Origin of the sequence: Promicromonospora sp. NPDC050880, from assembly GCF_044456525.1 — a bacterium.
In the GTDB taxonomy this organism is placed as follows: domain Bacteria; phylum Actinomycetota; class Actinomycetes; order Actinomycetales; family Cellulomonadaceae; genus Promicromonospora.
On the sequence record NZ_JBITFV010000001.1, the window covers coordinates 676,850 to 702,862 of the forward strand.

Annotated in this window: 20 protein-coding genes; 10 read left to right on the forward strand and 10 right to left on the reverse strand. The window is 73.3% G+C overall.

What is annotated here, in order from left to right:
- Positions 1-39: 39 nt before the first annotated feature.
- Genes ACIBBF_RS03125 through ACIBBF_RS03135 form a run of 3 tightly spaced genes read right to left on the reverse strand, consistent with a single transcriptional unit; the run spans position 40 to position 5,895 of the window.
- Positions 40-1,278, reverse strand: coding sequence for an acetate/propionate family kinase (locus ACIBBF_RS03125; RefSeq protein ID WP_397410372.1), 1,239 nt, complete (start codon positions 1,276-1,278; stop codon positions 40-42).
- Positions 1,275-3,374, reverse strand: coding sequence for a phosphate acetyltransferase (pta, locus tag ACIBBF_RS03130; protein ID WP_397410374.1), 2,100 nt, complete (start codon positions 3,372-3,374; stop codon positions 1,275-1,277). The genes ACIBBF_RS03125 and pta overlap by 4 nt, the downstream gene beginning before the upstream one ends.
- Positions 3,375-3,408: 34 nt before the next feature.
- Positions 3,409-5,895 carry a phosphoketolase gene (locus ACIBBF_RS03135; protein WP_397410376.1) on the reverse strand — a complete coding sequence of 829 codons (2,487 nt, stop codon included), beginning with the start codon at positions 5,893-5,895 and terminating at the stop codon, positions 3,409-3,411.
- Positions 5,896-6,081: 186 nt separating this feature from the next.
- Between ACIBBF_RS03135 and ACIBBF_RS03140 the strand changes: the two genes are divergently transcribed.
- Positions 6,082-6,984: an SURF1 family protein gene (locus tag ACIBBF_RS03140; RefSeq protein ID WP_397410378.1), complete on the forward strand. Its 903-nt coding sequence runs from the start codon at positions 6,082-6,084 to the stop codon at positions 6,982-6,984.
- A 12-nt stretch (positions 6,985-6,996) separates the two neighbouring features.
- Here ACIBBF_RS03140 and ACIBBF_RS03145 read toward each other — a convergent pair whose 3' ends face one another.
- Together ACIBBF_RS03145 and ACIBBF_RS03150 are read right to left on the reverse strand one after the other, a co-directional pair.
- Positions 6,997-8,163 (reverse strand): MalY/PatB family protein, encoded by a 1,167-nt coding sequence (locus tag ACIBBF_RS03145; RefSeq protein ID WP_397410380.1) that lies wholly within the window; start codon positions 8,161-8,163, stop codon positions 6,997-6,999.
- A gap of 49 nt (positions 8,164-8,212) precedes the next feature.
- The gene (locus tag ACIBBF_RS03150; protein WP_397410382.1) at positions 8,213-8,620 is read right to left on the reverse strand and encodes a DUF3817 domain-containing protein; all 408 of its coding nucleotides are present in this window, start codon (positions 8,618-8,620) and stop codon (positions 8,213-8,215) included.
- Positions 8,621-8,713: 93 nt separating this feature from the next.
- On the opposite strand from ACIBBF_RS03150, the gene ACIBBF_RS03155 reads away from it, so the two are divergent.
- Positions 8,714-10,567, forward strand: a complete 1,854-nt coding sequence (locus ACIBBF_RS03155) for an ABC transporter ATP-binding protein (RefSeq protein WP_397410384.1) — start codon at positions 8,714-8,716, stop codon at positions 10,565-10,567.
- Positions 10,564-12,309 (forward strand): ABC transporter ATP-binding protein, encoded by a 1,746-nt coding sequence (locus tag ACIBBF_RS03160; protein WP_397410386.1) that lies wholly within the window; start codon positions 10,564-10,566, stop codon positions 12,307-12,309. The genes ACIBBF_RS03155 and ACIBBF_RS03160 overlap by 4 nt, the downstream gene beginning before the upstream one ends.
- Before the next feature lie 56 nt (positions 12,310-12,365).
- Here the strand turns inward: ACIBBF_RS03160 and ACIBBF_RS03165 are convergent, their stop codons facing one another.
- Positions 12,366-13,298, reverse strand: a complete 933-nt coding sequence (locus ACIBBF_RS03165; protein WP_397410388.1) for an IclR family transcriptional regulator — start codon at positions 13,296-13,298, stop codon at positions 12,366-12,368.
- 69 nt (positions 13,299-13,367) lie between these two features.
- Between ACIBBF_RS03165 and ACIBBF_RS03170 the strand changes: the two genes are divergently transcribed.
- From ACIBBF_RS03170 to guaA, 4 genes are all read left to right on the forward strand, one after another.
- Positions 13,368-14,402 carry a 2-dehydro-3-deoxygalactonokinase gene (locus ACIBBF_RS03170; RefSeq protein ID WP_397410390.1) on the forward strand — a complete coding sequence of 345 codons (1,035 nt, stop codon included), beginning with the start codon at positions 13,368-13,370 and terminating at the stop codon, positions 14,400-14,402.
- Positions 14,399-15,010 (forward strand): 2-dehydro-3-deoxy-6-phosphogalactonate aldolase, encoded by a 612-nt coding sequence (locus tag ACIBBF_RS03175; protein WP_397410392.1) that lies wholly within the window; start codon positions 14,399-14,401, stop codon positions 15,008-15,010. The genes ACIBBF_RS03170 and ACIBBF_RS03175 overlap by 4 nt, the downstream gene beginning before the upstream one ends.
- A 76-nt stretch (positions 15,011-15,086) precedes the next feature.
- A complete protein-coding gene (gene dgoD, locus ACIBBF_RS03180; protein WP_397410394.1) occupies positions 15,087-16,235 on the forward strand; it encodes a galactonate dehydratase in 1,149 nt (382 codons plus the stop codon).
- A 73-nt stretch (positions 16,236-16,308) separates the two neighbouring features.
- Positions 16,309-17,907 carry a glutamine-hydrolyzing GMP synthase gene (guaA, locus tag ACIBBF_RS03185; RefSeq protein WP_397410396.1) on the forward strand — a complete coding sequence of 533 codons (1,599 nt, stop codon included), beginning with the start codon at positions 16,309-16,311 and terminating at the stop codon, positions 17,905-17,907.
- A 67-nt stretch (positions 17,908-17,974) separates the two neighbouring features.
- Here the strand turns inward: guaA and ACIBBF_RS03190 are convergent, their stop codons facing one another.
- The 4 genes from ACIBBF_RS03190 to ACIBBF_RS03205 form a co-directional block, all read right to left on the reverse strand.
- Entirely contained in the window at positions 17,975-18,601 is a 627-nt protein-coding gene (locus ACIBBF_RS03190; RefSeq protein WP_397410398.1) for a prepilin peptidase, read from the reverse strand.
- 253 nt (positions 18,602-18,854) lie between these two features.
- Entirely contained in the window at positions 18,855-20,009 is a 1,155-nt protein-coding gene (locus tag ACIBBF_RS03195; RefSeq protein ID WP_397410400.1) for a glycosyltransferase family 4 protein, read from the reverse strand.
- A 41-nt stretch (positions 20,010-20,050) separates the two neighbouring features.
- Positions 20,051-20,926 carry a hypothetical protein gene (locus ACIBBF_RS03200; protein WP_397410402.1) on the reverse strand — a complete coding sequence of 292 codons (876 nt, stop codon included), beginning with the start codon at positions 20,924-20,926 and terminating at the stop codon, positions 20,051-20,053.
- Complete coding sequence (locus ACIBBF_RS03205; RefSeq protein ID WP_397410404.1) at positions 20,923-22,527, reverse strand: PspC domain-containing protein; 1,605 nt, start codon at positions 22,525-22,527, stop codon at positions 20,923-20,925. The genes ACIBBF_RS03200 and ACIBBF_RS03205 overlap by 4 nt, the downstream gene beginning before the upstream one ends.
- A gap of 137 nt (positions 22,528-22,664) precedes the next feature.
- Between ACIBBF_RS03205 and ACIBBF_RS03210 the strand changes: the two genes are divergently transcribed.
- The 3 genes from ACIBBF_RS03210 (at position 22,665) to ACIBBF_RS03220 (ending at position 25,989) form a co-directional block, all read left to right on the forward strand.
- On the forward strand, positions 22,665-24,077 hold the full coding sequence (locus tag ACIBBF_RS03210; protein WP_397410406.1) for a PspC domain-containing protein: 1,413 nt from the start codon (positions 22,665-22,667) through the stop codon (positions 24,075-24,077).
- Positions 24,074-24,775, forward strand: coding sequence for a LuxR C-terminal-related transcriptional regulator (locus ACIBBF_RS03215; protein ID WP_397410408.1), 702 nt, complete (start codon positions 24,074-24,076; stop codon positions 24,773-24,775). The genes ACIBBF_RS03210 and ACIBBF_RS03215 overlap by 4 nt, the downstream gene beginning before the upstream one ends.
- A gap of 290 nt (positions 24,776-25,065) precedes the next feature.
- Positions 25,066-25,989, forward strand: coding sequence for a hypothetical protein (locus ACIBBF_RS03220; RefSeq protein ID WP_397410410.1), 924 nt, complete (start codon positions 25,066-25,068; stop codon positions 25,987-25,989).
- The last annotated feature ends 24 nt before the right edge of the window (positions 25,990-26,013 follow it).

The following is a 26,013-nucleotide window of genomic DNA, read 5'->3' on the forward strand; positions in this document are numbered from 1 at the left end:
GGCTAACGCTGTTCGTCGCCCAGCCGATCAGCCGGGGCGTCAGCCCTCGACCAGCGCCGCCGCGAACCGCGCGATCGCCAGCTCCTCGTTGGTCGGCACCACCATCACCAGCGGCGCCTCCGCACCCGATCCGGCCGAGATCACCCGCGCCTCGTCCGACGCCGACTCGTTGGCCGCCGGGTCGATCGTCAGCCCCAGGAACTTCAGGTCCCGCACTACCCCCGACCGGACGGTGTGGTCGTTCTCGCCCACGCCGGCGGTGAACGTGAGCACGTCGATCCCGCCGAGCACCGCCGCGTACGCCCCCACGTACTTGCGCAGCCGGTGCAGGTAGACGTCGCGCGCCAGCCGCGCGTCGAGGTCACCGGCCGCCACGAGCCGGCGCAGCTCACGCATGTCGCTCACGCCGGACAGCCCGAGCACGCCCGACTTCTTGTTGAGCAGGGTGTCCACGTCGTCCCCGGACATGCCGCCGCGCACGAGGTGGAAGACGACGCCCGGGTCGATGTCGCCCGAGCGGGTGCCCATGACCAGCCCTTCGAGCGGCGTCAGGCCCATCGAGGTGTCGAGCGGCCGGCCGCCCAGGATCGCCGACGCCGACGCGCCGTTGCCCAGGTGCAGCACCACCTGCCGCAGGCTCTCGGGTCCGCGCCCCTCGGCTGCCAGCTTCGCGACCACCGCTGGGTGCGACGCCACCGCCGCCGACACGAACTGGTGCGACGTGCCGTGGAAGCCGTACCGCCGCACGCCGTGCTCGGCCGCGACCTTGCGGTCCAGCGCGTACGTCGAGGCGGCGGCCGGCAGCGACGCGAAGAACGCCGTGTCGAACACCGCGACGTGCGGTACGTGCAAGAGCTTGCGCGCCACCTCGATCCCGGTCACGTTCGCGGGGTTGTGCAGCGGCGCCAGAGGGATCAGGTCGCGGATGCCGGCCACGACGTCGTCGTCCACCAGCGTGGGGGCGGAGAAGATCTCGCCGCCGTGCACCACCCGGTGGCCCACGGCGATGATCCCCGCGTCGGCCAGTGCTGGCCCCACCTCGTCGAACATGCCGGCGACCACCCGCAGCGCCTCGCCGTGGTCCGGCACCGCCAGGTCGCGCACGACCTTCTCGCCGCCCGTCTCGTGCTTGACCGTGCCCGACGACTGGCCGATCCGGTCCACGATGCCACCTGCCACGGCCTCGCCCGAGTCGGGGTCGACGAGCTGGTACTTGAGCGACGAGGACCCGGAGTTGAGCACCAGGACGGTGCGCCGGTCAGGTGCGGAACTGCTCATGCGGTGGGCTCCTCGGTCTGGGCCTGGATGGCGGTGATCGCCACGGTGTTCACGATGTCCTGCACCAGCGCCCCGCGCGACAGGTCGTTGACCGGCTTGTTCAGGCCCTGCAGCACCGGGCCGACGGCGACGGCGCCCGCCGAGCGCTGCACCGCCTTGTATGTGTTGTTGCCGGTGTTCAGGTCGGGGAAGACGAACACGGTGGCGCGCCCGGCGACGTCGGACCCGGGCAGCTTGGACGCGGCGACCGAGGCGTCCACGGCGGCGTCGTACTGGATGGGGCCCTCGACCTCCAACTCGGGCGTGCGCTCGCGCACCAGGCCCGTGGCGGTGCGGACCTTGTCCACGTCGGCGCCCGTGCCCGACTCGCCCGTGGAGTAGGACAGCATCGCGATCCGCGGGTCCACGCCGAACTGGCGGGCGGTGGCCGCCGAGGAGATGGCGATGTCGGCGAGCTCCTGCGACGTCGGGTCCGGGATGACGGCGCAGTCGCCGTACACCAGCACGCGGTCCTCCAGGCACATGAAGAACACCGAGGAGACCGACGACGTACCCGGCCTGGTCTTGATGATCTCGAACGACGGCCGGATCGTGTGCGCCGTCGAGTGGGCGGCGCCGGAGACCATGCCGTCGGCGAGCCCGAGGTGCACCATCATGGTGCCGAAGTAGGAGACGTCGGTGACGATCTCGCGCGCCCGCTCGACCGTCATGCCCTTGTGCGCGCGCAGGCGGGTGTACTCGGCGGCGAACTTCTCGACGTGCTCGGGGTCGTGCGGTGACAGGACCCGTGCGGCCTCGATGTCCAGGCCCAGCTCGGCGGCCCGGGCGCGGATCGGCTCCTCGTCGCCCAGGATCGTCAGGTCCGCGATCTGCCGCGCCAGCACCGTGGAGGCCGCGCGCAGGATGCGGTCGTCGGAGCCCTCCGGGAGCACGATGTGCCGCCGGTCGGCGCGGGCCCGCTCGATGAGCTGGTACTCGAACATGAGCGGCGTGACCACCTGCGGCCGCGGCAGGTCGAGGCGGGCGGCCAGCGCGGTGGAGTCGACGTTCCGCTCGAACAGGGCCCGGGCGGTCTCCACCTTGCGCACCGACTCCTTGTCCACCCGGCCGCGGGTCGTCGCGGCGGCCCGCGCCGTGCGGTAGGTCCCCAGGTCGGTGGTGATGATCGGCAGCTTGGGACGCATCGCCTCCAGCAGCTGCGCCGGCCGGCCCTCCGGGTAGAACCCGCCGTTCAGCACGATCCCCGCCAGGGACGGGAACGACGGCGTCATGTGCGTCGCGAGCAGTCCGATCAGCAGGTCGGTGCGGTCACCCGGCGTGATGACCACGGCACCGTCGATGAGCCGCTCCAGCAGGTGCTCGAAGCTCATGGCCCCCACCTGCACGTCGAGCGCCTCGCGGCCCAGCAGCTCCGGGTCGCCCAGGACGAGCTTGCCGTCCACTGCCTCCAGGAGCTGGCCCACCGTCGGGGCCTGCAGGAACGGCTCCTCGGGGATGGTCCACACCGGCAGGTCCGGCTGCGCCTCGGCGAGCACGGCCCGCACCTCCCGCGCGCTGTGCGTGTCCGCGCGGTTCACCACCAGACCGACTGCCTGGGCATGGTGCGCGGCCAGCTCGGCCAGGCTCACGTCCACCAGCGCCCGCACGCCGTCCGGGGTGCGCTCGCGGCCCGCGACGACCAGCAGCACCGGTGCACCCAGGTTCGCGGCGATGCGCGCGTTGAACGACAGCTCGGTGGGCCCGGCGACGTCGGTGTAGTCGGTGCCGAGCACCACCACCGAGTCGCAGCGCGCCGCCAGGTCGTGGTACCGGGACACGATGCGGCTCAGCGCCGCCTCGGGGTCGGTGTGCAGGTCGGCGTAGGTCACGCCGACGGCGTCGTCGTAGGGGATGTCGACGCCGTCGTGCTCCAGGAGGAGCTCCAGGACGTGGTCCCGCTCGTCCTCCCGGTCGGAGGTGGCGCGCGAGACGGGCCGGTAGACCCCGACCCGCTGGCCCTTGCGGACCAGCAGGTCGAGCACGCCCAGCGCGACCGTCGACTTTCCGCTCTCGCCCTCCGGGCTCGCGATGACGATGCTGCGGGTTGCGCCGGTCACGTGCTGCTCCGTGTTCACTTCGTGGGATTTGCTGCTACTCGTTGTCTCCACCGGTGCCGAGCGTAGCGTCTACCTGCCCGTTGTCGGACTGGTCCTGCGCGTCCGGCCACACCCAGTCGCGCACCTCCGGGATGTCGTCGCCGTGCTCGCGGGTCCACGCACGCGCACGGAGTCGCGCGTCCTGCATGCGCTGCCGCAGGCCGGCGTGGGCGCTGCCGAGCGACGGCACGCGGTCGATGACATCGATCACCAGGTGGTACCGGTCCAGGTCGTTGAGCATGACCATGTCGAACGGCGTGGTCGTGGTGCCCTCCTCCTTGTAGCCGCGCACGTGCAGGTTCGCGTGCCCCGTGCGCCGGTACGTGAGGCGGTGGATGAGCCACGGGTAGCCGTGGTACGCGAAGATGATCGGCCGGTCGGGCGTGAACAGGCCGTCGAACTCGGAGTCGGTGAGACCGTGCGGGTGCTCGGTGGCGTCCTGGAGCCGCATCAGGTCGACGACGTTCACCACGCGCACCTTGAGGTCCGGCAGCTCGCGGCGCAGGATGTCGGCCGCGGCGAGCACCTCCAGCGTGGGCACGTCGCCCGCGCAGCCCAGGACGACGTCGGGCTTCTCGCCCTCGACCTCGCTGCCCGCCCACTCCCAGATGCCGAGCCCACGCGTGCAGTGCTCGATCGCGGTGGGCATGTCCAGGAAGTTGGGCGCGGGCTGCTTGCCCGCCACCACCACGTTGACGTACTGCCGGCTGCGCAGGCAGTGGTCGTAGGTGGACAGCAGGGTGTTGGCGTCCGGCGGGAGGTAGACCCGCACGATCTCCGCCTTCTTGTTCACCACGTGGTCGATGAACCCCGGGTCCTGGTGGCTGAACCCGTTGTGGTCCTGCCGCCACACGTGGCTGGACAGCAGGTAGTTCAGCGAGGAGATCGGCCGCCGCCACGGGATGTCGTTCGTGACCTTGAGCCACTTGGCGTGCTGGTTGAACATCGAGTCGACGATGTGGATGAACGCCTCGTAGCTGGTCAGCAGCCCGTGCCGGCCGGTCAAGAGGTAGCCCTCCAGCCAGCCCTGCACCTGGTGCTCGCTCAGCATCTCCATGACCCGGCCCGCCCGGGCCATGTGCTCGTCCACCTCGGGACCGATGTACTCGGCGTTCCACTGCTTGTCCGTGGCCTCGTACACGGCCTGCAGGCGGTTCGACGCCGTCTCGTCCGGGCCGAAGATCCGGAAGTTGTCGGGGTTCAGCCGGATGACGTCGGTGAGCCACTGGCCCAGCACACGCGGCGCCTCGGCCTTCGACCCGCCGGGCGTCGGCACGTCCACGGCGTAGTCGCGGAAGTCCGGCAGCCGCAGGTCCTTGAGCAGCAGGCCGCCGTTCGCGTGCGGGTTGGCGCTCATCCGCAGGATGCCGTCGGGCGCCAGCGCACCGATCTCGGGCAGCACGCGGCCGTCGTCGTCGAACAGCTCCTCGGGCCGGTAGGACCGCAGCCAGGTCTCCAGCACCTGGAGGTGCTCCGGGGTGTCCCGGGCGTTCGCGAGCGGCACCTGGTGCGCGCGCCAGGAGCCCGTCGTCTTCTTGCCGTCGATCTCCGCCGGGCCGCTCCAACCCTTGGGGGTGCGGAACACGATCATCGGCCAGGTGGGGCGGCTGACGTCGCCCTGCCGCGCGCGTGCCTTGATCGCGGCGATCTCGTCGAGCACCTCGTCGAGCAGGGTCGCGAACCGGCGGTGCACGTCCAGCGGCGACTCCTCCTGGTCGTAACCGCCGTCGAAGAAGTAGGGCTTGTGCCCGTAGCCGACCATGAGGTCGTGCAGCTCCTCCTGCGGGATGCGCGCCAGGACCGTCGGGTTGGCGATCTTGTAGCCGTTGAGGTGCAGGATCGGCAGCACGACGCCGTCCTGCGCGGGGTTGAGGAACTTGTTCGAGTGCCAGGAGGTGGCCAGCGGGCCCGTCTCGGCCTCGCCGTCGCCCACCACCGCCGCGACCAGGAGGTCCGGGTTGTCGAAGGCCGCACCGTACGCGTGGCTCAGGGCGTAGCCGAGCTCGCCGCCCTCGTGGATCGACCCCGGCGTCTCGGGCGCGACGTGGCTGGGGATGCCGCCCGGGAACGAGAACTGCCGGAACAGGCGGCGCACGCCCTCCGTGTCCTGCGTGATGTCGCTGTAGACCTCGGAGTAGGTGCCGTCCAGGTAGGCCGAGGCCACCAGGCCCGGTCCGCCGTGCCCGGGACCGGTGACGTAGACGGTCTGCTGCTGCCGCTCCTTGATGGCGCGGTTCAGGTGCGCGTACAGGAAGTTCAGACCCGGCGTGGTGCCCCAGTGGCCGAGCAGGCGCGGCTTGACGTGGTCCGCCGTCAGCGGTTCGCGCAGCAGAGGGTTGTCGAGAAGGTAGATCTGGCCGACCGAGAGATAGTTCGCCGCCCGCCACCAGGCGTCGAGGCGGTCCAGCTCGGCGGGCTCCAGCTCGTGGACACCGGTGGCGCGCCATCCGGTGGCCGTGTCGGGGGCTGCGGTGGTCGTCATCGCTCACGCTCCTACCTACGAGGTGCCTGGGATCTGTACCAGGTGGCTGCCTGTTCAGCGCCTGCCTGTTCATTCGAACGCAGAATGGGCCCACATGCGAGAGGGGCGCCGTGTGACACGTCAGACGGAGAGGTCAGGGGGCCGATCTGTACCTGGTACGTGCCGGCGGCGGTTACGGTTGAGGGTATGCCTGTCAGTGCCCCCAGCACACCCGAGCCGAGGGTGATCGACGCCGCCGTGGTCGCCGAGCGCCGCACCTTCCTCCAGGTGGCCCGGCAGCCCCGCATGATCGGGCTGCTGCTCGTGTTCGTGCTGGCCGCGCTGGTCTGCGGGCGGCTGGGTGCCTGGCAGCTCGACCGCGCGTACGAGCGTGCCGAGCTCGCCGCGCAGCAGGAGGCGGCCGAGGCCGTCGCCGCCGGGCCGGCCTGGCTCGGCGACGTGCTGGCCCCCCAGGAGAGCTTCTCGGGCGAGCTCGTGGGACGCGAGGTGCGGGTGGCGGGCGAGTTCGAGCCGGACGGTTCGCTGCTGGTTCCCGGCCGCGCCCTGGAGGGTCGCACGGGCTACCTCGTGCTGACCCCGTTCCGGGTGACCGACGACGGGACCGGCGGAGCGTCCTGGGCCGACCTGTCCGGTGCCCCGGTGCTCGCCGTGGTCCAGGGCTGGGTCGAGACGCCCGCCGACGCCGCGGCCCTCGTCCTGCCCGAGGGCGAGATCACGCTGACGGGCTGGCTGCAGATGGGCGAGTCGACGGCGGGCAGCGCCGCCGTGGTGGACGGCCGGACCGAGCACATCGCCCTCAGCGCGCTCGTCAACGAGTGGGGCGGGCCCATCTACACGGGCTACCTCGTCGCGACCGAGGGTCCTGGCTCGCCGCAGGACGGGGGCGTCGCCGCGCTTCCGCGCCCGACCATCGACGGCGGCTCGGGCGCGAACCTGCAGAACATCTTCTACGCCCTGCAGTGGTGGCTGTTCGGCGGGTTCGCCGTGCTGCTGTGGATCCGGCTGGTGCGCGACGAGATGGCGGGCGGACGCCGCGGCGGCGAGCCCACCGACGCCGGCACGGGCATCGCGGGGCTGCCGGCGGCGTGACCGCCCGGAGCGTCAGCGGTCCAGCACCGCCCGCATGCGGGTGACGGCCTCCTCGAGGAGCGGTCGCGGGAGCCCGGCGTTGAACCGCACGAACCCGCGGCCCGCCGCGCCGCAGTCCGCGCCGTCGACCAGCGCGACGCCGGCCTGCTCCCGGAAGAACGTCGCGGCGCTGCCCGGCCCGCCCGGCAGGTCGAGGTCGCGGCAGTCCAGCCAGGCCAGGTAGGTGCCCTCGGGCGCCCGGTAGCCGATCCCCGACCCCTCGAGCAGCTCGCCCAGCCGGGTCACGTTGCCCTGCACGTAGGCGACCACGTCGTCCAGCCAGTCGCGGCCCTCGGTGTAGGCGACCTGGTTGGCCAGCATGCCCAGCGTGGACGCGCCCTCCTCGATGCGCTCGCCCACCTCGTCCCACAGCTTCACGTCCGCGTCGTTCGACAGCACGACCTGCGCGCACTTGAGGCCGGGCAGGTTCCACGCCTTGGACGCGGAGGTGGCCGTGAGGGTGTGGCCCGCCGTCGTCTCGTCGAGCGACGCGTACGGCACGTGCCGGCGGCCAGGATGGACCAGCGGGGCGTGGATCTCGTCGGAGAACACCCGGCCGCCGTGGCGGTCGACGACCTCGGCGACGGCCAGCATCTCCGCGGGCTCCAGGACCCGGCCGATCGGGTTGTGCGGGTTGCACAGGATCAGCAGGTGTCCGCCCGCGGCGAACGCCGCGTCCAGCGCGTCCAGGTCGTAGGTGTAGCGGCCCGCGGCGTCGCGCGCCATCGGCACCTGGATGATCTCCCGGCCCAGCTCGCGCGGCAGGGTGTGGAACGGCATGTACGACGGCGTCGGCACGATGACCGGCGACCCCGGCCGCGAGAAGTGCCGGATGGTGTGCTCCAGCGCCGTCAGCACGTCGGACGCGGGGCGCACCCGGGCCGGGTCCACCACCCACGAGTAACGGTCGGCCGCGAAGGACGCGTACGCCTCGCGCACGCCGGTGACGAGGGCCGGGGGGAGATAGCCCAGCAGGCCGCGGTCCACGGCGTCGTGCAGCGCGGCGCTGATCGGGGGAGCGACCGGGAAGTCCGCCTCGGCGACCCAGGCCCCGATGGTGCCGGGAAAGGCGGTCCACTTGAGGCTCCCGTTCTCGCGGAGCCGGTCTGCGGTGATGGAGTCGAAGGCGTGCGCGTTCACGCTCGCATTGAACCAGGGGACCGCGGCGCGCCGCGGGGGTGCCCGGCCCTCAGGACAGGTAGCGCGCCTCGAGCGCGGCGAGCTTCGCCTCGGCCTCGCCGTGGATCTTCTTCTCCAGCACGAACGACATCACCGGGACGACGCCGGCGATCACCATCGTCACCAGGCGGCCGAAGCCCCAGCGCATCTTCGACCACAGGTCGGCGACCGTGACGAGGTACACCACGTAGATCCAGCCGTGCGCGAAGGGCACCCAGGCGATGAACGGCATGACGCCGTCGACGTCGGTCACCGCACCCAGGCCGTACTTGATGCCCAGCTCGACGCAGAGGATCAGGAGCATGACACCGGTGACCAGCGCCATGAAGCGGTAGCGGGACATGGCGCCGCGGGCCTTGCGGATCGCGGTGGCGGCCGCCTCGGCGGAGATCTCGGGAGCGGTCTGCGGGGTACTCACAGCAATCGAGGATATGCCTTTTCCGGAGCGGTCCGGGACCGTCCCCCGCCGTTCCCGGACCGCGCGGCAGGGCTGTGGATAAAGCGTGGATCAATGTCAGTGGTCGTCCGTACGGTGTCGGTCGTGCGCTCCCTCCCCTTTGCCGATCCCGGCACCCCGCCGCTGCGCGGGCCGATCACCCTGCTCCTGTGGCTCGCGCGCAAGCAGGTGCGGGTGCTGCTCGTCGCCGTGTTCTTCGGCGTGCTCTCGTTCACGTGCAGCGCGTTCCAGCCGTTCCTGCTGGGCCGGATCATCGACAGCGCCACCGGCTCGGGGCTGAGCCGGACCACCTGGACGTGGGCGGCCGTCATGCTCGGCGTCGGTCTCGTCTGGATCGCGTCCAACGCCATCGGGCACCGGTGGGACATCACGGCCTGGATGCACGCCGCCTTCCGCACGTCACAGCTCGTGACCCGCACCGTCGCGCGGTCGGGCCACAACATCACCAAGGAGCTGCCGACCGGTGAGGTGGTCTCGTCGGTCGCCAACGACACCATGCGGATCGGCGAGGTGTTCGCCATCGCCGCCCAGACCCTGGGCAGCCTCGCCACCTACGGCATCGTGGTGGTGCTGATGCTCACCCAGTCGCTCACGCTGGGCCTCGTCATCGCGCTCGGCCTGCCGGTGGTCGCGGCCATCCTCGCGCTGCTGGTCAAGCCGCTGCAGAAGCACCAGAAGAACCAGCGCGACGCCCAGGGCCGGCTCACCACGCTCGGCGCGGACACCGTCTCCGGCCTGCGCATCCTGCGCGGCATCGGGGGCGAGAAGGTGTTCACCGGCCGGTACCGCGTGCAGTCGCAGAAGGTCCGGCAGGCGGGCGTCGACGTCGCGGGCACGCAGTCGATCCTCGACGCCCTCCAGATCCTGCTGCCGGGGCTCTTCATCGCCCTCGTGGTGTACCTCGGAGCGGCCGAGGCCATCGCGGGGCGGATCACCACGGGCCAGCTCGTCGCGTTCTACGGGTACGCGTCGTTCCTGTCGTGGCCGGTGCACCTGCTCGTGCAGTCCGTCAACGTCGTGACCAAGGCGCACGTCGCGGCGGGCAAGGTGGTCAAGGTGCTGCAGGTGGTCCCGGCCACCGGTGCCGCCGGCTCGACGGCCGACATGCCGCCGGCCGGGGTCCCCCTGGTGGACGACACGACCGGTGTGGCCCTGGAACCGGGCCGGGTCGTGGCGCTCGTCAGCGCCGACCCGGACGAGTCCGCGCGGGTCGCCGTCCGGATGGGCCGGTTCGACGACGAGGCGGAGGCCGAGACGCCCGTGACGCTCGGCGGGGTCCGGCTGGGCGACCTCGACAAGCACGCGCTGCGGGAACGGATCGTGGTGGCGGACGCGACCCCGGCGCTGTTCTCCGGCCGCCTCGCGGGCGAGCTCGACGTGCGCGACGGCGCCGACCGGGAGTCGCTGCTGCGCGCCCTGCACATCGCCGACGCGCACGACGTGCTGGACTCGCTGCCCGACGGCATCGAGGGCGAGATCCCGGAGAAGGGGCGCTCGCTGTCGGGCGGCCAGCGGCAACGGGTCGCCCTGGCGCGGGCGTTGCTCACCGACCCGGAGATCCTGGTGCTCGTCGAGCCCACCTCCGCGGTCGACGCCCACACCGAGGCGCGCATCGCCCAGCGCCTCACCGGCTGGCGCCGCGGCCGCACCACGCTGATCGTCACGGCCAGCCCGCTCGTGCTCGATCACGTGGACGAGGTGATCTTCCTCGACGCCGGCCGGGTCGCCACGCGGGGGACGCACCGCGAGCTGCTCGACCTGCCCACGAACGCTCCCGGTGGACGCGAGGCCGCCTGTTACCGGCGGGTGGTGGGCCGCTCGCTGGCGGGGGACGACGAGGGTACGGCTCTGGACCAGGAGCTCGACGAGCTGCTGGGCGTGAACGCACGGGAAGGAGGCACGGCATGAGCACGGGAAAGATCTTGCCGATCGCCGACGCCACCGAGACCTGGCAGTACACGCGCCAGCTCCTCGGCCGGCACAAGGGGCCGCTGGTGATCATCACCGTGGCGAACACGGTGGCCGCCATGGCCGGGCTGGTCGGCCCGTTCGTGCTGGGCAAGCTCGTCGACGCCGTGATCAGGGGCGCCACGCTCGAGGTGGCGCGGAACCTGGTGCTGGTCGCGGTCGGCGCGATCGTGGTGCAGGCCCTGATCACCCGGTTCGCGCAGCGCCGGGCCATGGTGTTCGGCGAGACCGTGTTCGCCGACATGCGCGAGGAGTTCGTCGAGACGGTCACCTCCCTGCCGCTGTCCACGGTGGAGACGGCGGGCACCGGTGACCTCATCGCCCGCACCACCCGCGACGTCAGCCGGATCCAGAACGCGGTGCGCTTCGGCGTGCCCCGACTGGTGATCGCCGTGGTCACGCTCGTGCTGACGTCCGTGGTCAGCCTGTTCGTGTCGCCGCTGGTGGCGCTGGGCATGTTCGTCGGCGTGCCGGTGCTCGTCGCCGTGGCCCGCTGGTACCTGAAGCGGGCCACGCCCGCCTACCAGCGGGAGTCCGCGGCCTACGCCCGGCTCGACGGCACCGTCACCGAGTCCGTCGAGGGGGCGCGCACCATCGACGCGCTGCGCATCGGCCGGCGACGCACGGCACGTGGCGACGACGACCTGCACGAGGCGTTCCAGGCCGAGCGCGGCACGCTCAACCTGCGCACGGTGCTGTTCCCCGGTGTGGACTTCGCGTTCATGATCGCGCCCGTCTCGGTGCTCGTGTGGGGCGGGTTCCTCGCGTCCGAGGGCACGGTGACCATCGGCATGGTCGCGACCATCGTGATGTACACCTACCAGCTCCAGGGCCCGGTCTGGGAGCTCATCTTCTGGCTGGACGAGATCCAGGTGGCGGCCACGTCGTTGTCCCGCATCATCGGGGTGCGGCTCGTGCCGACGGACCGAACCGCCCGGACCGCGGTGCCCGTCGACGAGCAGGTCCGCGGCGAGGGTGTGCGCTACGCGTACCGCGAGGGCACCGACGTGCTGCACGGCATCGACCTCGACCTGCGGGTCGGGGAGCGGCTGGCGGTCGTCGGACCGTCGGGTTCCGGCAAGTCGACGCTGGGCCGCATGCTGGCCGGCATCCACCCGCCCACCGGCGGCACGGTGCGGGTCGGCGGCGTCCCGCTCGTGGACCTGCCCCTGGAGGACCTGCGCAAGCACGTGGCGCTCGTGACCCAGGAGCACCACGTGTTCGTGGGGTCGCTGGCGGAGAACCTGCGCCTGGCCAAGATCGACGCCGACGACGAGGAGCTGATGGACGCGCTGCGCGCCGTCGACGCGCACGGCTGGGTGGAGGCGCTCGACGAGGGTCTCGCCACCGAGGTCGGGTCGGGCGGCCACAAGCTCACCCCGGCCCAGGCGCAGCAGATCGCCCTCGCCCGGCTCGTGCTGCTCGACCCGCACACGCTCGTGCTCGACGAGGCGACGTCGCTGCTCGACCCGCGCGCGGCCCGGCACCTGGAGCGCTCGCTCAACGCGGTGCTCGAAGGGCGCACCGTCGTGGCCATCGCGCACCGGCTGCACACGGCGCACGACGCCGACCGCGTCGCGGTGCTCGACGGGGGCCGGATCACCGAGATCGGCCCGCACGACGAGCTGGTCGCGGCGGGCGGCGACTACGCGAGCCTCTGGCACAGCTGGCAGCACGAGTAGCCCGTTGAGTGCGGGATGTTCGCCCTCTTGAACGCTTGAGGACGAACATCCCGCACTCAACGGGCTTGCTCGGGGCGCCGGCCCAGGGCCGACGAGATGCGGGACGCCGCGTCGCGCACGATCGGGGCCAGGGTCTCCAGACGTTCCGGCGGCATGTAGGGGCGGGTCGCCGCCACGCTGATCGCGGCGACGATCGAGCCGGAGATGTCCCGCACGGGTGCCGCGACGCAGAGGATGCCCGGCTCGTTCTCCTCCAGGTCGAACGTGACGCCCCGGGCCGCCGAAGCCTCCATGACCTGCACGAATGCCTCGGGAGTCAGGACGTCGCGCGCCGGTTCGTCCCCCGCGCCGGCCGGCCGCTCGGCGACGAACTGGTCGTGCCAGCGAGCCGGGCCGTCCAGGAGCAGGGCCTTGCCGATGCCTGTCCGGGTCAGCGGCATCCGATGCCCGATCTGCGAACGCATCACCGCGCCGCGCGTGCCCGGGATCTTGTCGAGGTACAGCACCTGCCCGCGGTCCTCGATGGCGAGGTGGACGGTGTCGTGCACCCGCTCGGCCAGGGTGCGCAGCACCGGCGCGGCCACCTCCGTGACGGGGTTCTCCTGGAGCGCCTGGTAGCCCAGCTCGATGAGGGCCGGACCGAGCGCGTACGCGCCGTCGTCGTGCTGGCGGAGGTAGCCGGTGGCCAGCAGGAGCTGGAGCAGGCGGTGGGTGGTGCTCCGCCCGACCCCGGTGGCCTCGGCGATGTCGCGCAGCCGGCTGCGGCCCCGCGCCACGGCGTTCACGACGGCGATACCGCGGGCGAGCGTCTGCGTGCCCGGGGGAGGCACGACGGCGTCGGCGCGCCCCGGGACGCCGGTCCGTGCGGGGACCGTGCCCTCGCCGGTCGTCCCCGCTGTCCCCGCTGTCCCTGGTGCCCTGATGGCGCCGACGGGTCCGGCCGTCCCGGTGCCTCCGGACGGCTCCTGGCGCTGTGCTGTCGGGGTCATGCGGCACACCGTATCCCGATAATAGGGACAGGATTCCATCAATCGGTGCGTCCGCCTACGGTCCCAGGCATGGCTGACGACGCAGGGGAGCCCGACGCCGCGCTCATCGCCCTCGACTGGGGCACCACCACGTTCCGTGCGTGGCTCCTGGACAGTGCGGGCACGGTCCTCGACCGCGTCCGGTCCGACGACGGCGTGCTGACCGTCTCGGAGCGCGCGGGTACCGCGGCGGCCCGGGCGGCCGCGTTCGCCGACGTCTTCGGCCGGCAGTGCCGTCCTTGGCTCGCGGGGCACCCGGGTGTGCCGGTGCTGTGCGCGGGGATGGCGGGCTCGAACCACGGCTGGGCGGAGGCCGGATACCTCGACGTCCCGGCGGAGCTCGGCGAGCTCGCGGGGCTGCTGACGGTGGTGCCGGCCGGCGAGTCGGTCGTGCACATCGTCCCCGGGCTGCGGGCGACCGGCGCCGACCCCGACGTCATGCGTGGTGAGGAGGTGCAGCTCGTGGGCGCGCTCACGGGGCAGGACGGGCCGGCCACCGTGCTGCTGCCCGGCACGCACTCGAAGTGGGTGCGGCTCGACGGCGCTCGCGTCACCGGGTTCACCACCGCGATGACCGGCGAGCTCTACGGGCTGCTGCTGCGGGACAGCATCCTGGCGCGGCTGGCCACGGGCGCGCCGGGGCCAGAGGTGACCGAGGCCTTCCTGCGCGGGCTGGAGACCGAGTCCGCGCTCGGCGACGAGCGCGGACTGCCCGCCCTGCTGTTCACGGCCCGCACGCACGTGCTCGCCGGGCTGCTCGAACCCGGGCACGTCGCCGACTACGTCTCCGGCCTGCTCATCGGCGCCGAGGTGCGGCACGGGCTGCGCACGACGCCGGACGGCGTGGTCGCCCTGTGCGGGCCGCCGTCGACCACCGACCGTTATCGCGCCGCGCTCGAACGGGGCGGTGCGTCCGTCCGGGTCGTGCCGGAGGGCGCCGCCGTCCGCGGGCTGTGGCGGGTGGCCGCCGACGCGGGACTGGTGCCCGCCCGGTCCGCGCCGTCGCCGACACCCGCTCCGTCGCCCACTCCCGCCCCGCCCGCCACCGAGGAGCCCTCCCCATGACCTATCCCTCCGCCGGACTGGTGGCCATCCTGCGTGGCGTGACCCCCGCCGAGGCGGTCGACATCGCCGCGGCGGTGTTCGAGGCCGGGTTCGACGCCGTCGAGGTGCCGTACAACTCGCCGGACCCGCTGGAGTCGATCCGCCGCATCCGTGCCGCCGGGCCGTCCGACCGTCGCGTCGGCGCGGGCACCGTGCTCACGCCGGACGACGTCCGCCGGGCCGCCGACGCCGGGGCGTCCCTGATCGTCTCGCCGAACACACGGGCCGACGTCGTCGCCGAGACGGTGCGGCTCGGCCTGGAGAGCTATCCCGGTGCCGCGACCCCCACCGAGGCGTTCGTCGCGCTCGACGCCGGCGCGCGCGCCGTCAAGCTCTTCCCGGGCTCGACGATCGGCGTGAGCGGGATGCGCGCATGGGCGAGCGTGCTGCCCCCGGGCACGGGTCTCGTGCCCGTGGGCGGCGTCGACGCGGGGAACCTCGCCGAGTGGGCCCGCGCCGGCGCGGCGGGCGCCGGGATCGGCACGGCTCTCTACCGCCCGGGCGACACCCCGGACACCGTGGCCCACCGCGCCGCGACCCTGACCGCCCTCTGGCCGGGACCCCGGTGACGCCCCGAGATCCGGTGCCGGCGGAGGCGCCCACCGACGGGCGGCCCGGATCGGAATCGTTGAACGGAGCAGCAGCATGAAGATCGTCTCGATGACCACGTACGCCGTCCCGCCCCGGTGGCTCTTCCTCCGGATCGAGACCGACACCGGCATCGTCGGCTGGGGCGAGCCCACGCTCGAAGGGCGCGCCGCCAGCGTCGCGGCCGCCGTCGAGGAGCTGTCCGACTACCTGATCGGCAAGGATCCGCGCCGCATCGAGGAGCACTGGACCGTGCTGTACCGCTCCGGGTTCTACCGCGGCGGCGGCATCCACATGAGCGCCCTGGCCGGGATCGACCAGGCGCTCTGGGACATCACGGGCAAGGCCCTCGGGGCGTCGGTGCACGACCTGCTCGGCGGACGGGTGCGCGACCGCATCAAGGTCTACTCCTGGATAGGCGGCGACCGGCCGGCCGAGACCGCGGCGCAGGCCAAGGAGGCCGTCGACCGGGGGTTCTCCGCCGTGAAGATGAACGGACCCGAGGAGCTGCAGTACCTCGACACGCGGGACAAGGTGGAGCGGGTCGTCGCCAACGTGGCCGCCGTCCGCGAGGCGGTCGGGCCCGACGTCGGCATCGGCGTCGACTTCCACGGGCGCGTGCACCGGCCCATGGCCCGGGTGCTGCTCGACGCGCTGGCGCCCTACCACCTGATGTTCGTGGAGGAGCCGGTGCTGTCGGAGCATGTCGACGGCGTGGCCGACGTGCTGCGCGCCTCGGCCACGCCGATCGCGCTCGGCGAGCGGCTGTACTCCCGGTGGGACTTCAAGGACGTCATCACGTCGGGCGTGGTCGACGTGGTCCAGCCCGACCTCTCGCACGCCGGCGGCATCACCGAGGTCCGCAAGATCGCGGCGATGGCCGAGGCGTACGACATCGCCGTCGCGCCGCACTGCCCGCTCGGCCCGATCGCGCTGGCCTCCTGCCTGCAGCTCGACGCCGTCGCCTACAACGCGGTGATCCAGGAGCAGAGCCTGGGCATCCACTACAACACCTCGAACGACCTGCTCGACTACCTCGCCGACCCCACGGTCTTCGACTACGAGGACGGCTACGTGAGCATCCCCCGGGGCCCCGGCCTCGGCATCGAGGTGAACGAGGAGTACGTGCGCGAGCGCGCCGCCGAGGGGCACCGCTGGCGCAACCCGGTGTGGCGGCACGCGGACGGCTCGTTCGCGGAGTGGTGAGCATGCCCGGCGGGTGCGGCACGTTACACGGGTGCGGAGCGCCCGAGGGCCGCGGGGCACTTAGACTTGGCCCGTGACGTCACCCGCCACCGCTCCCGAGGCTCAGCCCCAGACCCCCCGCCCGGTCATCGTCGTCGACTTCGGCGCGCAGTACGCCCAGCTCATCGCACGCCGCGTGCGCGAGGCCCGGGTGTACTCGGAGATCGTGCCGCACACGTTCACGGTCGAGCAGATGCTCGCCAAGGACCCGGCGGCCATCATCCTGTCCGGCGGCCCGTCCTCCGTGTACGCGGCCGGCGCCCCGTTCGTGGACCCCAAGCTGTTCGAGGCCGGCGTTCCGGTCATGGGCATCTGCTACGGGTTCCAGGCCATGGCGCAGGCGCTCGGTGGCGAGGTGGCGCAGACGGGGCTGAGCGAGTTCGGCGGCACGGAGGTCGAGGTGTGCTCCGCCGGTGTGCTGCTCGCCGACACCCCCGAGCACCAGACCGCGTGGATGAGCCACGGCGACGCCGTGCACAAGGCGCCCGTCGGCTTCGAGGTGCTCGCCACCTCCGAGGGCTCGCCCGTCGCCGCCTTCGAGGACACCCGCCGCCGCCTGTACGGCGTGCAGTGGCACCCCGAGGTGAAGCACTCCGCGCACGGCCAGACGGTGCTGGAGCACTTCCTCTACGAGGGCGCCGGCCTGGCGCCCGACTGGACCCCGGGCAACGTCATCGCCGACCAGGTGGCCGCCATCAAGGCGCAGATCGGCGACGCCCGCGTCATCTGCGCGCTGTCCGGCGGCGTGGACTCCGCGGTCGCGGCCGCGCTCGTGCAGCGCGCCGTGGGCGACCAGCTCACCTGCGTGCACGTCGACCACGGCCTGATGCGGGCCGGCGAGGTCGAGCAGATCGAGAACGACTTCGTCGCCTCCACCGGCGTGAAGCTCGTGGTCCGCGACGAGAAGGAGCGGTTCCTGACGGCGCTGGCCGGCGTCAGCGACCCGGAGACCAAGCGCAAGATCATCGGCCGCGAGTTCATCCGCGTCTTCGAGGACGCGCAGCGGGACATCGTCGCCGAGGCCGGTGCGCACGGCGAGGAGGTGAAGTTCCTCGTGCAGGGCACGCTGTACCCGGACGTCGTCGAGTCCGGCGGCGGCGAGGGCGCGGCCAACATCAAGAGCCACCACAACGTGGGCGGCCTGCCGGACGACCTGAACTTCGAGCTGGTCGAGCCGCTGCGCACCCTGTTCAAGGACGAGGTCCGCGCCGTGGGCCGTGAGCTCGGCGTGCCCGAGGAGATCGTCTCCCGCCAGCCGTTCCCCGGCCCCGGCCTGGGCATCCGGATCGTCGGCGAGATCACGGCCGAGCGCCTGGAGATCCTGCGCCGCGCCGACGCGATCGCCCGCGAGGAGCTGACCAAGGCCGGCCTGGACAACGAGATCTGGCAGTGCCCGGTCGTGCTGCTCGCGGACGTCCGCAGCGTCGGCGTCCAGGGCGACGGCCGCACCTACGGCCACCCGATCGTGCTGCGCCCGGTCTCGTCCGAGGACGCGATGACGGCCGACTGGACGCGCCTGCCCTACGACGTGCTGTCGACGATCTCGACCCGCATCACCAACGAGGTGCGTGAGGTCAACCGCGTGGTGCTCGACGTGACGAGCAAGCCGCCGGGCACCATCGAGTGGGAGTGACGTCCCGCGGCCCCGTACCCGGTCCGGGTGCGGGGCCGCGGTCGTCCCGGCGTGCCCCCGGCTGCCGTCACCAGCCCACGAGGCGGGCCCAGCTCAGCCCGACGACGGTGCCGATCAGCATGTACGGCCCGAACGCGATGCCCGTCTTCCAGCCGGCTCGACGGCCGAGCAGGAGCACGACAGCCACCACCCCGGCCAGCACGTGGGCGGCGAAGACGCCGACGACGAGCGTCGTCCACGAGTGCCAGGCCAGGACCGCGCCCAGGCTCATGGTGAGCTTGACGTCGCCGTACCCGATCCCGCCGCGCGGAGCCACGAGGTAGAGCACCTGGTACAGGGCGAAGAAGGCCAGCCCGCCGAGCACCGCCCGGCCCAGCGACCCCCAGGCTCCCGTGCCGGCGGCGGCCACGGCGAGCAGTGCCGCCGTCGCCCACGTGAGCGGGAAGACCAGCGCGTTCGGCAGCCGGTGCGTGCGGGCGTCGATCACGCCGAGCGCGGCGCCCACCACGCCGAGCACCAGGTAGGCGGGGGTGAGCCAGCCGGGCCCGCTCGCCCAGACGGCCCACGCGGCCGCCGGCACGACGGCGACGGCGATGCCCCGCGCGAACGGGGCCACCTCGGCCCGGGCACGTTCGTACTGGCGGACGACGAAGGGCTGGGCGGGGCTCGTCGCTGCCGGCTCGCTGGGGGTCACCCGGGGAGGCTATCGGCGCCCCGGGCCTCGTGCACCACGTTCGTGAGCGTGGAGATCGATCGACCGCGGAAAGGCCCGGTCAGGGAGGATTCCGCCGACCCGTCTCCGGTCGCCGAGGAAGGTGCCCCGCGCAGGTCTGTTGCTGGCAGTAGACAACGTCTACCCAGAGCAACAGGCCTGCGCGGGGCACCTTCCCCCTGCGCCGCCGGCAGGTGCCGGCGGCGCACACCGACGGACTGCGCGCGGCCTGCCCTCAGCTCCGGGACGGCAGGAGCGCGGCCGCTTCGGCGTAGGTCCGTTCCGTCGCGGCCAGGACCTCCGGCCAGGTCACGCCCGACGGTGGGGTCGCCGCCCGCGCCAGCAGGCCGTCGAGCAGGCCGGGCTCCGCCGCGAGCCGGACGATCGCCGCGGCCAGCTCCTCGTCGTCGGGTACGACGAGCCCGGTGGCGCCGTCCGTCACGCGCTCGGCCACCCCCGAACCCGCGCGGGTGACCACCGCCAGCCCGGCCGCCTGGGCCTCCAGGGCGGCGAGGCCGAAGGCCTCGGCGACGGCGGGCGCGGCGAAGACGTCGGCCCGGGCGTAGAGGCGTTTGAGCTCGGTGGCGGTGAGGCGTCCGGGCAGGGCGACGATGTCGCGCAGGTCGCGCTCCGCCACGAACCGCAGAGCGGCCGCGCGTTCCGGGCCGTCACCGGCGAGGGTCACGAAGAGGGAGCCGTCCGGGAGCCGGGACGCGGCGTCGGCGACCGCGGCGAGCAGCGGCAGCATCCGCTTGCGGGACGCGAACCGGGCGGCGGACACCACGTGCACCGCCGGGCCCTCGGGCCGCCGGTCGCGCTCGGTCCGCGGCACCCTCCAGGCGTCCAGGTCGAGGCCGTTGGGCAGGATCGCGACGTCGGTCCCGGTGACGTCCCGCAGCGGCCGGGCCGTCAGCTCGCTGACCGCCGTCCACCGTACCGGCCACCGCGACCATCGGGTCATGGCGTCGGCGGCGGCGAACAGCGGGGCCGCCGCGCCCCACACGCTGTGCACGGTCAGCACCGCGGGCAGGTCGAGGCGGGTCACGGATCGCAGCGCGGCCTGCACGGTCGGGGCCAGCACGCCCATGTGCAGGTGGACGACGTCGGGCCGCTCGCCACGGGCGATCACCTCCCGGAGGCGCCGGGTCACGTGGGTGGTGGAGCGGGGGTGGACCGGCCAGCCGCCCGGGACGCGGGCAGCGACGCGGTGCACGGTGACGCCGTCCTCGACGGCGGTCCTCACCCCGTGCGCGCCGGGTGCGGCGGGGGTCGTCGTGATGACCTCGACGTCGTGGCCGGCCGCCGACTGTTGGTGGGCGAGGCGGCTCACCTGGGCCTCGATGCCGCCGAGCAGGGGCAGGTAGGTGTCCGACACGTGGGTGATGCGCACGGCGTCATCCTCGCACCGGAGGGCCTACCTACGCCCGTGGCCTAACGCCGCCGCACGCTGGACACCACCGAGCCGACCACCAGGATCACACCCGCCGCACCCAGCAGCACGATCAGGGCGGCACCCAGGTCGAACACCACGCCCGCCGCGACCGCGAGGATCCCCAGGCCGATCGCGATGACGATCAGTCCCCAGACGGCCGTCCCGACGCGCGGACCGCGCCGCACGGCGGGCTGGGCCACGGGCTGACCGGGCTGACCCGCCTGTGCGGCGCCCGCCAGTGCGGGAGCTGCCTGCCCCGGACCGGCTGGACCAGCGCCTGTCGGTGCGGAGCCCGTCAGGACGGGCTGCCCGCCCACGGGCACGGGACCGGCCTGCGTGCCCGGCCCCTGCGGCTCCGGCTCGCGCAGCGGGGCGAGCGGGTCGGACTCGTCGTGGACAGGGGCGTCCTGGACGGCGCCCGACTCGGCCTGGACCCGGGCCGCGGCGATGCCGTAGGCCGGGTGCACCTCCCCCTCGGGCGCGGTGCCCTCGGGGATCCGGTGGGTCGCCTGCGCGATCTCCTGCGTCGGCGGAGTGGCCGACGCGGCCGGGGTCACCTGGGTCGGTGTCTCGGCCAGGACCGCCGCCGGGGGCAGCACCTCGGTCGGGTCGGCGGGACTCCCGGCGGCACCGGTGGTGCCGGTGGCCGGAGAGGTGGTGGTGTCGTGCGTCAGATCGGTCATGGTGTCGCTCACGTCCTGGCCCACGGGCCGGCCGGTTGTCTGGGTCGTCTCGGCCTCGGGCTCGGCCTCGATCGCTGGTGCGCCGCTCTCGGCCGCTGCTGTGCCGGTCCCGGTCGCCGCCGGGCCGCTCTTGTCCGGGGTTTCGGTCGAGGCCGGGCTCCGGTCCTTGTCGTCGTGCGCATGCTCGCTCATCGCGTGCTCCTTCCCTGGGTCTCGCTCACGATCACTTCGCCGGCGCCGGCCCGGATGGCCAGGCTGAGCACCGCGCCGTCGTCACCGACCTCGTCGCTCGCGAAGTACGTGTCGGAGCCGACGCCGCTCGCGGCGCGGTCCTGGTCGTCCACGTTCCACCGGACACTTCCCGCGGCGACGTAGGCGTTCGCCTCGACGGCCACGTCCGGGGGCACCGTCACCACGGTCTGGCCCGCGCCCAGCTCGATCGGCACGACGACGGGGTCGCCCGGCTCGACCCGGGACAGGTCGAGCTCGGACAGGTCGATCTCCGGGTCGCCCCACTGGACGTAGAAGCCGTTCTCGGCCTCGCGCAGGGTCTGCACCACCACGGTGCCCTCGGTGAGGGTGGCCGCATCCGGGTTGGACGGGTCGGTCATGATGTCCTCGACCTCGCGCCCGGTCGTGACGGCCTCGTCGGTCCAGTAGGCGGCCGAGGTGCCGTAGAACGTCAGGTACGCGAGGCCGAACAGCAGGGCGATGATCGCGAAGAACCCGAGCACGCCGCTCGTGCGGCCGCGCAGCGCGGAGACGAGGATCGCGACGCCCAGCACGACCGTCGAGATGCCCAGCCAGGCAGCGGCGAAACCCGCGCCGTCGTCCAGGAAGCCCGCGGCCCCCACCCGGTCCGCGGCCAGGAGCAGGGCCCCGGCCAGCAGGATCAGGCCGACGGTGATGCCGACGGCGCCACCGCCCGGGCCCCGCCGGACCCGGGCGGGCGGCGGTGCGGTGCGGACGAGCGGCGGCTGCGGCGTGCGGCCGGGCCGGTACTGTGGCTGCTGCCGGGGAGCGGGGCCGGCGCCGGTCGCGTACACGAGGCCCTCGGACCGTCGGTAGTCGACGGGTGGGGCGGGCGTGTACGGGGCCGGGGCGCCGCCCGTCGGCGCCTCCGGTGCGCCCGTTGCGGGTGCGCCCGGTGCCGGCGGGACCGGCGCGCCAGGGACGAAGCCCGCGCGGCGGGCGTCGCGGCGCCGCTGCACGCCCTGGACGATCAGCGGCAGCGCGACACCGAAGACCGCCAGCCAGAACATGACGGCCAGCCACTCGAAGCCGCCGTCGTCCCACCAGCCCAGCGGGCCGCCCCACGCGATGCCGACGAGGAACACGGCCACCGAACCGAGCATCGCCACGTCGAAGTTGCCGCGCGTCGCCTCCTGCAGGTGGATGCGGCCGTCCCGCTCGGGCAGGAGCGCCCAGGCGATGCCGTACAGGATGAGGCCGAGGCCGCCGAGGAAGAAGCTGATGATCAGCACGCCGCGCACCACCAGCGGGTCCCAGCCGATCCGCTCCGCGACACCGCCGGCGACACCGCCCACCCAGCGCTGGTCGGAGCGCGGGAACAGGCCGCGGCGGATGGACGCGAAGAAGCCGGACTCCGGGTAGGGCTGCTGCCCGGGCGCGGGAGGTGCGGCGGGTGCGGCGTCGGCCTTCTGGTCGGACGCCGGTTCGGCGGGGTCGGCAGCCGGGCCGGAGTACGTGGTGCCCGGTCCGGCCGACCCCGCGTCGGCCGGGCCGCCCGGCCCGCTCGTGGCGTCCTCGGGACGCGTCTCGTCGGTGCTCATGGTGTCCATGCTGGTCCCTCGGCGCCCCCGGAGGCATCGGGGACCGGCCCTGAACCAACCCTGGTTCCTCCGGCACGGCACCCTGAGATCCAGGCTCAGGCGTGTTCAGGGGGCCACGGACGTGTGACGATCGGGGAGTGAAGCAACGACTGACCCTCCGCAGGCCGGGCCAGGCCGGGCCGGGATACAGCGGCCGCTGGCTGGCCGGCGTGGCCGCGGGCTTGGCCGCGCACACGGGCCTGCCGGTCTGGCTGGTCCGGGTCGCGTTCCTGGTGCTCACCGGGTTCGCGGGGGCCGGCGTCGTCGCCTACGTCTTCTGGTGGGTGACCGTCCCGGCCGGCGTTCCCGCCCGGCCCGACGACGCCGTGCCCACCGAGCGCCGCCGGCTCGCCCCACGCCTGACCACCGACGCCTCCGCCGACGCCGGCGCGCAGGAGCGCACCACCGCGTCGCTCGCCGACCGGATGCGCCTCTCTGGCCCCGTCTCCCGGCTCGCCGCGCGCGACATCTGGGTCGGCGTGGTGCTGCTCTCCGGCGCCGCGCTGCTCGTCGCGTACCGCGCGGGCTGGGACCCGGTCGCGTCCTGGGTGCTGCCCGCCCTCATCGGGCTCGGCGGCGTGGCCCTCGCGTGGAGCCAGATCGACGCCACCGAGCGCGACAAGTGGGTGGGTGGCTCCGGGTCGCTCCTGCGCTCGCGGACGGCGCTGCTGCGGCTGGCCGGCGGCGTGGTGCTGACCATGCTCGGCGTGCTGATGCTCGTGGGGCAGGACACGCCCGTCAGCGTGCTCATGCAGGCCACCGTGGCGTCGGTGGCGATGGTCGCGGGCCTGGTGCTGGTCTCGGTGCCCTGGTGGATCCGCCTGGTGCGCCAGCTCGGCGACGAGCGCGCCGCCCGTGCCCGGGAGGCCGAGCGCGCCGACATCGCCGCCCACCTGCACGACTCCGTGCTGCAGACCCTCGCCCTGATCCGGGCCCAGGCCAAGGACCCCGAGGCCGTGTCCCGCATGGCGCGCGCCCAGGAGCGCGAGCTGCGTGGCTGGCTCTACGACGACCGTCGCGAGCCGGGCACGTCCGTGTCGGCCGAGCTCAAGGAGCTGGTGGCCGAGATCGAGGACGCCGTGGCGCCGCTCACCGTGGAGACCGTGGTGGTGGGCGACTGCCCGCCCACCGAGTCCACGGCGGCGATGCTCCAGGCCACCCGTGAGGCGCTGCTCAACGCCTTCAAGCACGGGTCCCCGCCCGTGTCGGTGTACCTGGAGGTGACGGACGAGGTGGCCGAGGTGTTCGTCCGGGACCGTGGCGACGGGTTCGACCTGGACGAGATCGCGCAGGACCGGTTCGGCGTCCGGGAGTCGATCCTCGGGCGCGTGCGCCGGCGCGGCGGCACCGCCGAGGTCGTGAGCAGGCCAGGATGGGGTACCGAGGTGCGGCTGCGGATGCCGCTGGACAAGCCGGCGAACGGTGAGAAGAAGACCGAGAAGAACGGCAGGGCACGGGCGGCGTCGGCCCCCGGTGCCGTGCCGGCCACTGTGGAAGGTGCGACGAGATGACAACCCCCGCGACGCCGTCGGGCAGCACGCAGAGCTCAGTGACCATCCCGGTGCCCGTGGTGCTCGTGGACGACCACCACCTGTTCCGCACCGGCGTGCGTGCCTCGCTGGACGACCGGGTGACGGTGGTGGGCGAGGCGTTCGACGTCGACTCCGCGGTGGCGCAGGTGCACCAGCACCGCCCGCCCGTGGTGCTGCTCGACGTGCACCTGCCGGGCGGCAACGGGGGCGGCGGCGCCGAGGTGGTGCAGCGGTGCGCCGGGCTGCTGACCGAGGGCGTGCGGTTCCTCGCGCTGTCGGTGTCGGACGCGGCCGAGGACGTCGTCTCGGTCATCCGGGCGGGTGCGCGCGGCTACGTCACGAAGAACATCGCGCCGGCCGACCTGTCGTCGGCGGTGGTACAGGTGGCCGGGGGCGACGCCGTCTTCTCGCCGCGGCTGGCCGGGTTCGTGCTGGACGCGTTCGGGGCGTCCGCGAACGACATCGCCGTGGCCGACGACGAGCTCGACCGCCTCTCGAAGCGCGAGCAGGAGGTCATGCGGCTCATCGCACGTGGTTACTCCTACCGCGAGGTGGCCAGCGAGCTGTTCATCTCGATCAAGACGGTCGAGACCCACGTGAGCGCGGTGCTGCGCAAGCTCCAGCTCTCGTCGCGGTACGAGCTGACCCGCTGGGCGGTGGCGCGCCGGCTGCTCTGACGCGGCGGGGGTGAAGCACTTTCCTTGCACCCGCTTCACCCCGTGTGTGAGCCTCGCAGGGCGGCCCGACGACGAGCTGAACCCCGACGCACGGGACGCACCGTGCCCGAGTGACAGGTCGCGCTGCCGGAGGGGATGAAGTACACAACCGTGCGTTCACACTGGTCGGAGCCATTGATACGCTGCGGTGCCCCCGTGGGGCAGGTGCCGCACGGGGCTGTCTCCTGCGGCACCGTGCAGGGTTTCCGCGGCTGCTCGCCGCACGTCCGTCGGAGATGAAGCCAGGTCCAGTGCGCACTCGCCGTCTCGTCAGCCTCATGCTCGCGTTCGTCGCGGGCATCATCTGGGTGCTGAGCACGCTCGCGAACATCTCGAACACCTGGGACCCGCTGAACTTCGTGCTCCGGGTGGCCGCGGGCGTAGTGACGGTGGCCGCGGCCGCGGAGTGGCTCGTGCTGACCGTCCGGGCCGCTCGGCGGCCGGAGGGGCTGCGGGACGACGAGGAGCTGCCGCTCGACGGCCCGCCGATCGTCGAGGATCGTCCGGGGTCGGACGCCTTCTCCGGCCTGGACCCGTACCGAGACTCGTTGGCCGACGAGGGCCTGCGCACCGGGCCGGCGCGTGCCCCGCATGCCGATCCCCGTTCCGACCAGCACGTCGGGCCGGAGCCGTCTCCCGCCCACGACGCCGAGCCGTACCCGGGCTCGCTCACCGACGCAGAGCCCGTTCCTCCCGTCCACCCCGAACCGCTTCCGGTCTTCCGCCCCGACGCCGGAGCCGACCGCGAGCCCACCGGCGCGGGCAGCGCCGGGCGGGTCAGGCGCGGGCCGGCCGTGCCGCGCAGCGCGGGTTCCGCGGTGCTCGGCGGCGTCCTGGCCCGGTTCGGCCTGCAGCGCACACCGGACCAGGACCTCGCCGTCGTCGTGGGCGGGGGTGCCGTCCGCGTCGGGGCGTACCTGATGGAGCGGAAGGTGCGCCGGGTGACGCTGCGGGTCGGGCTGGACCCGGAGTCGCTCGACGCGCTGGCGGAGGTGCTGGGCGACGCCCCGCACCGGGTGTTCGGTACGCAGGCTCCCACCCGCGGCCTCTTCGCCCGCGCGGCCTACACGCAGATCGAGGGCGCGTCCGGCTCGGGCGCCTGGAGCATCGCGGTCCGCTCGCAGGACGTGGAGGTCATCCGCTACGTCCTGGCGCGAGCGGCAGAGTTCCGTTGAGTGCTGGGTCTCTGCCGGGTTGAT

Coding starts and splice junctions, on each gene's coding strand:
- ACIBBF_RS03200 (WP_397410402.1), bottom strand. CDS start 20,926: ATGAGCGAGCATGCGCACGACGACAAGGACCGGAGCCCGGCCTCGACC.
- ACIBBF_RS03170 (WP_397410390.1), top strand. CDS start 13,368: ATGGCTGACGACGCAGGGGAGCCCGACGCCGCGCTCATCGCCCTCGAC.
- ACIBBF_RS03175 (WP_397410392.1), top strand. CDS start 14,399: ATGACCTATCCCTCCGCCGGACTGGTGGCCATCCTGCGTGGCGTGACC.
- ACIBBF_RS03205 (WP_397410404.1), bottom strand. CDS start 22,527: ATGAGCACCGACGAGACGCGTCCCGAGGACGCCACGAGCGGGCCGGGC.
- ACIBBF_RS03140 (WP_397410378.1), top strand. CDS start 6,082: ATGCCTGTCAGTGCCCCCAGCACACCCGAGCCGAGGGTGATCGACGCC.
- ACIBBF_RS03215 (WP_397410408.1), top strand. CDS start 24,074: ATGACAACCCCCGCGACGCCGTCGGGCAGCACGCAGAGCTCAGTGACC.
- ACIBBF_RS03160 (WP_397410386.1), top strand. CDS start 10,564: ATGAGCACGGGAAAGATCTTGCCGATCGCCGACGCCACCGAGACCTGG.
- ACIBBF_RS03135 (WP_397410376.1), bottom strand. CDS start 5,895: ATGACGACCACCGCAGCCCCCGACACGGCCACCGGATGGCGCGCCACC.
- dgoD (WP_397410394.1), top strand. CDS start 15,087: ATGAAGATCGTCTCGATGACCACGTACGCCGTCCCGCCCCGGTGGCTC.
- ACIBBF_RS03125 (WP_397410372.1), bottom strand. CDS start 1,278: ATGAGCAGTTCCGCACCTGACCGGCGCACCGTCCTGGTGCTCAACTCC.
- ACIBBF_RS03155 (WP_397410384.1), top strand. CDS start 8,714: ATGTCAGTGGTCGTCCGTACGGTGTCGGTCGTGCGCTCCCTCCCCTTT.
- ACIBBF_RS03165 (WP_397410388.1), bottom strand. CDS start 13,298: ATGACCCCGACAGCACAGCGCCAGGAGCCGTCCGGAGGCACCGGGACG.